Below are 8,922 nucleotides of genomic sequence, written 5' to 3'. Positions count from 1 at the left end.
TATCTTAACTCAAATAATTGATGATACAATTACACAAAGACACTTTTTATTGGAGATCACATGCATCGCTTCCTCCTCCCCGCCATCGTCGCAGTCGCCCTGGCTGGTTGCGGCACAAAGGCAAGTCAGTCGGATTTGGCTCAGATCTACATTGGTTCGCCCCAAGTGACCGAGTGGCACGAAGGCGTACTAGTGCAGGCCGTTGAGTCGAAGACCACATCCGACGTTGTTGACCTTGCTGGTCAGGCGCTGCCGACGCATGGCGTTTTGGGCGGTGTGGGTGCTGTAATCAATGCAGCATCGCTTGTTAGCTCCGGTGCTGTGTACAGCTACCAATTTCACCTCAAGAAGCCTGATGGGAACGTCGCAGTGCTTCCCCCCATCGAATACACGAAGAAAATGAATTTCATCGTGGGCGACACGTACAGGGTCTTCTATGCAGACAGCCTCAAGATCAAGTGGCCTGCTAACCTGACAAAGTACCCCGAGCTGACGGCCCGTACGGCGGCACGAGAAATCAAAACCGGCGCGCCTACACAGCCCTGATCGCGTAGCGGCTCTCAGCTAGAGATCGGCTGCGACACTGCGAGGGAGCAAACTTTGCGAGCCTAGCCCTGCTAGGGTAGCTGGATTCTGCACCTCCGGTCGTGACCGTGTCGATAGGCGCAAGCGCAGCGCGGTGCGCCATGCACATCGACACCGATGAAGGATGGCCTAGAGAAAAGGAATGCAATATGGCAATGGACACGTTGAGTGACGCGCGCAGACGGTGGTGGCAGGAAGCTCTTCAAGTGATGAGTTTTGCTGTCCCAGCACTGATTGTCGCGACGGCGCTTATGGCATGGCTGATCGGCCCATTGGGACACTTTCTGCTTGAGGCTTATACCGGTGAATATGACATCCATGCATGGCAAGTCACATTCATCGGGCTTCCATTTTGGATGCGCGCATTGTGCTTCCTTCCTTTTGGAATTGTGCTCTTGGCAATAGCCGTTGTTTGCTGCAACGGCTCCTACCCATCAGAAGAGTCTGTCGAGCGTAGCAACGAAATGCGCAGAGCGTATGGTGAACGAGAGTGAGCGAGAGGGGAGAAGACATCACCATGAAGAACCAGGCAAAGGCAATTTCTATCGGTGCACTTCTAATATGGGGTGCATGGACAATGCTTCCCGTCATAATGGCCGCACTCGCAGCAGTCGTGGCTATTGTGCACTACGGCATCCAGGCATTCGCGCTCCCGACTTGGGCCTTGGCGTGCGGGGCAGCGGCTAGTATTTTAGCCGTCCTGCTGACGCTTCTCCTGCGAGAAGGGCCTAGAGAGCGCCTGATGAAAATATTTTTTGTTGCAGCCAAAATCGTAGGTCTGTTGCTTCTGACAGCCGGGGCAATGGCGATTGCCATTACTAGCTTGCCAGCGCTTCCGGACCAGGGACCCTCACGTCTCGCAGAAATGGATGCAAACCTGACCACTACGGCATTTGGCTTGATAGAGGCATTTGCATGGATCGCGGTTGTCGCTCTTCCAATGGTCCTCTGTATCATTACGCTATATCGTCTTCGGTGTGAGCTTCAATCAAAGTAGTGGGGGTCGAAGCTTTATGCGAACAGTAGATCATTTACGCTGGGGGAAAAACGTTTTAAAACGCGTATTTGAAGTGTTTGTGGTGTGGCCATCCATTGCCTTGGGAAGCGCATTATTTATTGCCGGTTTGGCTGGCGGCACGCCCATCCGTGATGCCGTTTCAAGCGCATTCCAATGGGGCGATGAGGCGTTTCGGTCCGCGCCGCCTGGCACGGTACTTGTGGCTAGTGTGCAAGAAGCTGTCGTGTTCGATGGCAACGTGGTTCCCCCTACTCGTCTCGCGTCACAGTTCAAGCCCGTCTCAATTCAACAGGCGATCGATGAGGCGACGAACACTCTGACGGCCATCTATTGGGCGTGCACACTGACCTGCGCAGGCCTCAATCTTTTGGTACTCGGCCCTCGCCGCTTCATCGGGCTTCCTCACATGGTCGCCTCGGCAGAAATGAGCGCAGGCTCTTGAAGGAAGATCATGCCGATAGCCAAGCGTCCCTGTGCAAACTGCCCATTCCGATGTGATGGTGCCGGCATTGAGCTGCACACCGGACGGATTGAGAGCATAGTATCCGACCTGCTGTCCGACGACAGTAAAACATTTGTTTGTCACAAAACCTTGGACAAGGACCGTATGACCTGCGCAGGAGCAGTAGGCCTAATGTTCAAGCTGGGCCGTTTGCCAGTGATTGCGCGCATCGGCTTGGCCCTTGATGTCATCTCCCAGGCGGACATTGAGGCCAGCGCCGGAATGGTGATAGAGCCCAGCGATTTGGCTCTACCATCGACCGACTGCACAAGCTGAAAACCAGCCAAGCCTGGACGGAGCGCTGTGCAGCTTTTCTTGATCGCTCAGATGCAGTTCGCAACACGGTTCATCGTCCCCGTAAAACATCGGCCTGCAGCCCGAGGGCCTCTACATGTGGCGTCTTTGGATGCAGTCTCTCCGCTCGGCGTCGGCCACGAGCATGCATTTCAGGAACAGAGCGGGTCTTCAGCCAAAGCTGTTGACGACCAAGGAAACTAGATATGACGAGTGCTTTTAATAAAATCAAGCCGGTTGATACGGGCGCTACGTCCGTCGAGAAGGTGGCGATGTCCCAGAGCGCGCAAAAGCTACTGGCTGAGGCAGGTTATGAGCCGAAAGCTGATTGGGTCTACATTGAAGACTTGGTCCAAAAATATCTTCATAGACACAAAGGGAAAGATGCTTTGCTAGAACACGTCAAATCACTTCTAGCTGATTCAGTTCGCCCTGTGACACGGTCTGAATTCGTCCGCCTAACAGCCGAGCTCGACAAAAGAGAGGCCGAGCAAGAGAAAAATCAGGCCCGCGCGGATCAACTATCCGACATCCTCACAAAGGCGGGGGTCACAGAGGTGGCTTTGGGACACGAGGCCTTGGCAATACGAATATATGAACTTGAACGCGCGGTGGAGGCATATGCGCAAAAGTTGAAGATTGCAGAAAGTTCGGCGCCGCGAGGCCCTGCCAGTGGGGCCATGCCATTTCTCGCTGGCGTAATGATCGGCGGTCTTTTATTCTAATTTAACCGATGTCAAAGTGCTGTTAGCATGCGTTAGCAGAGACCTTCCTCAATGAAATATTGCGGACGGCCATGACTAGAAATGATTATTTTTACAATGACAAAGTACCGCCGTGTTCAGCTGATTCACGGATGCGTGGTCCTAGCTGTATTCGCCAGCTCCTGCACACTGAGTTGGCTGATCTGGACGCAGCCGCCCGATGACCGGATTGAAACAATGCAAACGATGTTTTATCCAATATATCGCTGGCTCGTTCCCCTGTGGGCATTTGCAGTGTGCGCGCATGTAGCCTTAGATCCTCTAACTATTCGGCTGATGCGCCTTCTTAAACGGCAGCCAAGATAGGCAATAATTTTGCGAAGGGGTGGAATATGAGCGGGTGTATTCTGATGCGCCAGCTTGATTTGCAGGTGCTGGGCCAGGCGCCGGTGTGAGTGTTTAGCAAGCCATCGATGGCCACGCGCACTCAGCGTGCCTTGCGTATAGCGCGTGGCTACCATATAATCGCGTCCGTGATTTCATTCTGTCTAAGGGTCTAGATCAAGAAGCTTGTGCGGTTGCCGCCGCAGGTGCTTCGCCGAAGGGCTGACGGTTGCCGCCGTTCAGCCCTTTTCTTTTCAGGCAGCGTTGCTGAGGGGAGCGCACCTGCGCTCGGCGCTGGAAGCCAGGCACGTCCTGTGCAGTCAACCCGGAGCTGCGGCCGCCATCGGCCAGCTTCAGCTGGCCCAATATCGCGCCATTCGCGCGCATAAGACCACCTTGGACTACGACCTCATCTAGCGCCAGCACATCTGCGTGCCGAGGCCTGCTTTGGCCTACTTCCCTAGTCCCTGTTCCGATATGTCCAGTTGCCAAGCCAATGATCTGGCACTGCAGCGCACACGGCCAGGGCCCCAGTCAAGCGCGACCCGTGCGCACTCACCAAAACTTCGCCCAAGCCACCAGCGCGAGTCTCCTCCAGCAACATCGGCACTTGATGCACAGGGTGCACCCATCGCCTCCGCACACCACGTGGCCATCCCTGCGCGCAACGCCAGAAGGTCCGGTCAGCCAGGCTCAGACGAAGCCGCATCTGCTGCGCTGAGCCGCGTGCAGCACGCTTGCCAGTAGAGCATCGAGCGAGCCTCATCCCCACCATGGGCGGTGTAACTCTTCCGCACCGCTCGGCGTACCCTGCCTCGGGATGGCTCTGGCGTTGGCCTCGCCGCTCCCTTTACCCACCAGAACGAAGCGCGGCCCGCGCTGCCGCCGTCTACCAGCTGCAGCTACCTTGCGGCGACCAGCGCCACCATCAAGTGTTCAGCTACTGGCTCGACCTGAGTATGCTCAACCTCACCCGGGCCCACCACTTCAAAGTCGTCAGCAGGGTCTACAGAATCAGCAGCGGCGGCTCGCCCAGCTGACCGAGCGGTCGTCACAGGAGATTGCGCCACGCTCCGAAACAGTGGCGCTGCTGGCGAGCCGAGTCCGGATCTCAGCGCATCGGGTGTCGTGGCCAGGTAGCGCCAGCTCCCCGGCCGCGCACTTCAGCGTGCACCAGCGAGACGCTCCGCCCAGACGGACCCTCAAAAATCGTGCCGGCGCATGCCTCGCGCCCCCTGGAAAATTCAAGATGGGGCTGGCGCCCGCACCTACTAAGGGCCACCAGCTGCTATCGCCTGAACGTCCGCCGCGCCGACGCACCAGCCGCAGGTCGGTGGGAGCGACGTGGAGCAAACGGGTCATGCGGGCATAGGTTGTTCGCATTCGGGAACAGGCGGGCAAACTGGTGACAATCTGCGCCCGTCAATCGTCATCAATGAGACCGTTGGGTCTTCGATGTAAAGCGAACTGAAGTCGCACACAAAATTGCGCCCCTCGATAAGAAAAGGCTGCTTTTCCTCTTCAGGGATCACACACCAAGCGAGCGGCGCCGCGTGCGGGCCATGCTCCAGCACCTTGATGTAGTCATCGCCATAACTTCGCCAGGGAGAGCGGCGAAAATCCCAAGCGCCAAATCGATGCCAAGCGATCATCCTGCGGCCGAGCAGCTTGGTGGTGTCCCAGTGATGTCGATGCAGCACCTTGCCACCCACAAACATCACTTCCAGCCCTGCTTCCATCACAAAGCCGTCACGCGTAGGCACCTCCTTGGGCGGACGCATAGGAGCGAAGGTTCGTCTCTCCAATGCAACCGACATGAACGCGGAATACGCCTGCTGATCCCATCCGCGTGCCAGCTGCGCGGGGAAGCGAGGGTCCAGCACCCATTCCTGCAGATCAACATCCCAGTAACCTGCAGGAAAAAAGAGGAGCTGATCATCTGTCAGCTCGGGAAATTGGGATGGACCTTGTCTCTTCACATCACTAGACAACATCCACCAATCACCGCCCCTGATATGCGAAGGCCCAAAGTAGACCCGCGTGATGCGATAAGTGCCTCTCGGACTCCAGGGACGCCCGCCTACCATGACGTGAAGAAACAGCGGGTGATTCCGAGGAAAAGGTGAAGAGCCCCGAGTCATGCGGCCTTGCCTGTAAGCACTACCCTAGCGCTGTGGCACATCTGGGCCAGCATCGAGACCACCACCCCGGGCTTCGCCATAAGCGCCACCCGAATAGCAATCGGGTTGCACTTCCCAGCGCTTGTGTCTACGCATCGCGCCCATCAGCGCCTCATGCAGCCCGTCACTCCTGGGCAATCCCTCCGGGTACTCATAGCCCTGCGTCATCTGTTTCGACACACGATCCAACGCAACCGTCAAGATATTCGCCGCCCTGTGCCACTTGCCCCACCGCTCGAACGGATCACGACCCGGATCAGGCGCGTTCTCATCCGTCTGCGCCGCCTCAGTCATCACGTCCTCGATCGCTTCGTCCAAGAACTGAGGGAATGCAAAGCTGTCATGGCCCAGCTCTACGCCCCCATCACGCAACCCATGGAGATAGCTTACGAGGGCAATCATTGCCCGTTCTGCCTTCAATTGCATCGCATTCCTTCTATGGCGCAAACGGCGCCCTGCAGTTTCAACCTCGAAGCCGGCACTGCTGCAGCTGTGCGACCCAACCCTCCTGGGATCGTCTGATCCAATCCAGGAGCATGTATGCATGCCGTGTACGCTCCTGGGCCAAAAGTTGCACCAGGATCAGACTCATCGTTTGGCATCGGCGCTGGCTGGTGCGGTGTCCAGGCCCTCCGATACCGCGACGGCTTTGTTCGCCCGCTCCTTGAGCAGCCGCTTGACGTCGCCCCAGATTCCATCGGGGATACGACGCTCACCAGACAACCACTGGCGCACCCTGCGCGCGTCCGACAGACCAAGAGCGCCTGCCAGGGCCGTCTGCCACTGATGGCCAAAAAGCGCCTCACCAGCTTCGCGCAGGCCATGTATGTCCCTTTTGATGGGCCATGGCGGCGTGTGGTACCAGCCTAGCCAGAAAGGCCCTTGCTCCTCAAGCCGAACGGAGTCGGGCAACGATGCCGGCAAGCGGTCAACCAACGACCGCAGGCGTTCGTCATACGCGTCCCGCCGCTCATCAAGTGCTGTGCGTGCCTCGGGTGATTGAAGCATCATGCCAAGCCCCACACTCGGCCGCGATAGCAACATGGTGAGGACGTTGGGGGGTACTCCGCGCTCATTGGCTGCGTACACGACTCGGGCTATTTGACCCAGTACGTACATGTCGCTCAGCTTGTCTGCAGTCTCAACTCTCACATGGTCTCCAATGCTGCCGTAGCCTGTGCGCAATCCAGGGCACGCGCAGCACTGCCAAGCGCAGCGTATGCGGCGCTCATTGCGCGCCAAACGTCGCCCATTGTGCGCGGCGGCAGCCCCACAGTGGCGAGGCCTCCGCGCGCATCCCCACCCATGTGGCGGTGCGCTGCCACATAGACAGCCTCCGCGCCGTACGTGTTAATTGCGTGGACGATCTGCATCTTAGGCAATCAGCTTTGCGGCATGAGCTTCCGCTTCAACGCGCGTGGGGAAAGTGCAGCCAGCGTCGCCCATAAACCATTCGTAGTACTGGCTGTGCTTGCGACCAACTGTTTTGTTGCGCAAGAAGCCGATGTAGACACTGTGCACCTCGTAGGTGCCGCCCTTGTAGTCGGAGGCTCGGTGGACGCCGAGCAGTACGGCGGCTTGCGGGTTGGAGGCGCAGTGGCCCATGAGCTCAACGGGCTGAAGGTCGGCGGCATTGGTCTGGAGGAGTACCTGCATGAAGTTGCCCTTTCTTGGCATTTCGCCAGCCCGGTTGGCCCTGCTATGTACCTAATAATAGGTACAACATGAAAAACATGCAACCATCGACTCGACGCAAGGCTCGGCTTCGCCCCACAACGCTCGCGTAGGGTTTCCGTGGCTCACTTAGCCAACCTTGTGCAAGACCCGAATAGAAAAAGCACAACACGCGGCTGCGAGCCCTGCCGTGGCCACACCCCTCCGCGCAGCGGAGCGCCCCGTACGGCCAGGGCTTCCCCAGAGAGACTTCGTACCTGGTCATGATGTGCATCGCGCGGAGGAGTCAGGAACAATGCGCAGCGCCAGCACGACACGCCCGATCGCATTGCCATGGCCGCTGCCTACCCAGGCCACAGTAGCTCCTCCCTAGACTGCCCAGTGGTAGAAAATGAGGCAACCCTCGGTCAGTTGCAGCAGTCCTAATGCCGCACACAAATGCATCGATCCGCATCGGGCAACCCAGGGATCTCCTCCAGCGAGTGGGCAGCCATCCACGTGCCGCAACCAGTGCTTGCCTGGGGCGATCCCCCACGCCCTGGCCAGCGGCCGGGTACATCTATAGGTTCAGCGAATCAAAAACCATTGGCGCCGCGGCTACCCGGCCGGATGAAGCTATCAGACTCCTATTCGCGCCAGCGCAAGCCTGGCCGTGCCCACGGTCATCCAGGCTAGCGCTGGCCGCGTGTCGGCCAGCTCAACGACGGGAGCACGTCACGTCCCTCTCTGCCCATAAAAGCAAAAAAACCCGCCACCTCATCGACAGCGGGCTTATAGATAGCGCGATAAAGCAGCCTAATTGAGCCACTCTTGATGCTCTTGATCCAGCGTCACAGGCCCATGAGACACCGACGCAGTACCGGAAATACCGCAGTCCCTTCGCGGACAAAGAGCGACGAAGAGCGAACCTTTAAGGCCCATTTGCACCATTGGTATCCCGTGGATTGGGCAGCGGCCCTCCGATAGCCTCAACAATCGGTCAGTCCTGCTTTGCTTAACCATAATCGGATCACACTCCCTTAAGCTAGAAATCCTGACTGATGAATAGGGTCCTCTGGGTGACCACCACAGACACGGCACCAAAATACTCCGTCGGATGATTGCTCCATGGGGTCTACTGGATGTCCAATCATCACTCGATCCTCGTCATAGTGAAGCGGGTTCAATGGCTCAAGCGGGGTTACGAGGTCTATGTTTCTCATCGCAGCGCTGCCCCTCGACACTTTTAAGGCTCCTCAGACATTCTGAAACGCATGGTGCACCTTCTTCGTACTACTTCTTTGCGTAGATAGCCCAAGCGATTGCGAACAGCCCGGAGGCAATAAACCCTCCCGCACCGGCCAGAGGATTATTCGTCAAGAACTGTGCGGTTCCAGCAAACCAAGACAGCAAAGCAAATATACAAAATACTATGTTCATACCCATATGTCCTATCTGTTTTGCTCCGAACTTGCTGCATCGAACGGAGACCTAACCTCTGACACCAACGCGGCACCTCGGACAAGGATAAATGCTATCCCACGGCAACACCGCCTCGGTGTGTCGCGAGGCCCTTATCAATTAGGTATTGTACTATCATTT

The 8,922-nt window shown here is 57.4% G+C and carries 10 protein-coding genes; 6 read left to right on the top strand and 4 right to left on the bottom strand.

The genetic code is table 11. From position 1 onward, the window contains the following. The first annotated feature begins 60 nt into the window (after nucleotides 1-60). The 6 genes from ACM14_RS02410 (at nucleotide 61) to ACM14_RS02400 (ending at nucleotide 3,124) form a co-directional block, all read left to right on the top strand. The gene (locus tag ACM14_RS02410) at nucleotides 61-546 is read left to right on the top strand and encodes a hypothetical protein (RefSeq protein WP_065345172.1); all 486 of its coding nucleotides are present in this window, start codon (nucleotides 61-63) and stop codon (nucleotides 544-546) included. Between the two features lie 140 nt (nucleotides 547-686). Further along, complete coding sequence (locus ACM14_RS31230) at nucleotides 687-1,079, top strand: hypothetical protein (RefSeq protein WP_139093321.1); 393 nt, start codon at nucleotides 687-689, stop codon at nucleotides 1,077-1,079. A gap of 23 nt (nucleotides 1,080-1,102) precedes the next feature. Next, on the top strand, nucleotides 1,103-1,582 hold the full coding sequence (locus ACM14_RS02405; protein WP_139093320.1) for a hypothetical protein: 480 nt from the start codon (nucleotides 1,103-1,105) through the stop codon (nucleotides 1,580-1,582). Between the two features lie 16 nt (nucleotides 1,583-1,598). Then, nucleotides 1,599-2,045, top strand: coding sequence for a hypothetical protein (locus ACM14_RS31225; protein ID WP_139093319.1), 447 nt, complete (start codon nucleotides 1,599-1,601; stop codon nucleotides 2,043-2,045). 9 nt (nucleotides 2,046-2,054) lie between these two features. Next, entirely contained in the window at nucleotides 2,055-2,381 is a 327-nt protein-coding gene (locus ACM14_RS31220) for a DUF6283 family protein (RefSeq protein WP_139093318.1), read from the top strand. 224 nt (nucleotides 2,382-2,605) lie between these two features. Beyond that, nucleotides 2,606-3,124, top strand: a complete 519-nt coding sequence (locus ACM14_RS02400; protein WP_065345170.1) for a hypothetical protein — start codon at nucleotides 2,606-2,608, stop codon at nucleotides 3,122-3,124. Between the two features lie 1,721 nt (nucleotides 3,125-4,845). Here the strand turns inward: ACM14_RS02400 and ACM14_RS31215 are convergent. From ACM14_RS31215 to ACM14_RS02370, 4 genes are all read right to left on the bottom strand, one after another. Continuing rightward, a complete protein-coding gene (locus tag ACM14_RS31215; RefSeq protein WP_139093317.1) occupies nucleotides 4,846-5,481 on the bottom strand; it encodes a hypothetical protein in 636 nt (211 codons plus the stop codon). Between the two features lie 171 nt (nucleotides 5,482-5,652). Then, nucleotides 5,653-6,093: a hypothetical protein gene (locus ACM14_RS02385; protein ID WP_065345167.1), complete on the bottom strand. Its 441-nt coding sequence runs from the start codon at nucleotides 6,091-6,093 to the stop codon at nucleotides 5,653-5,655. Nucleotides 6,094-6,255: 162 nt separating this feature from the next. Then, nucleotides 6,256-6,678: a type I-C CRISPR-associated protein Cas8c/Csd1 gene (locus ACM14_RS32230; RefSeq protein ID WP_217491949.1), complete on the bottom strand. Its 423-nt coding sequence runs from the start codon at nucleotides 6,676-6,678 to the stop codon at nucleotides 6,256-6,258. Nucleotides 6,679-7,041: 363 nt separating this feature from the next. Next, the gene (locus ACM14_RS02370) at nucleotides 7,042-7,323 is read right to left on the bottom strand and encodes a hypothetical protein (RefSeq protein WP_065345165.1); all 282 of its coding nucleotides are present in this window, start codon (nucleotides 7,321-7,323) and stop codon (nucleotides 7,042-7,044) included. Between the last annotated feature and the right edge of the window lie 1,599 nt (nucleotides 7,324-8,922).

This window comes from Delftia sp. JD2 (assembly GCF_001682645.1).
Taxonomy (GTDB): Bacteria; Pseudomonadota; Gammaproteobacteria; order Burkholderiales; family Burkholderiaceae_C; genus Comamonas; species Comamonas acidovorans.
This window is presented reverse-complemented; position numbering and strand designations above follow the sequence as displayed.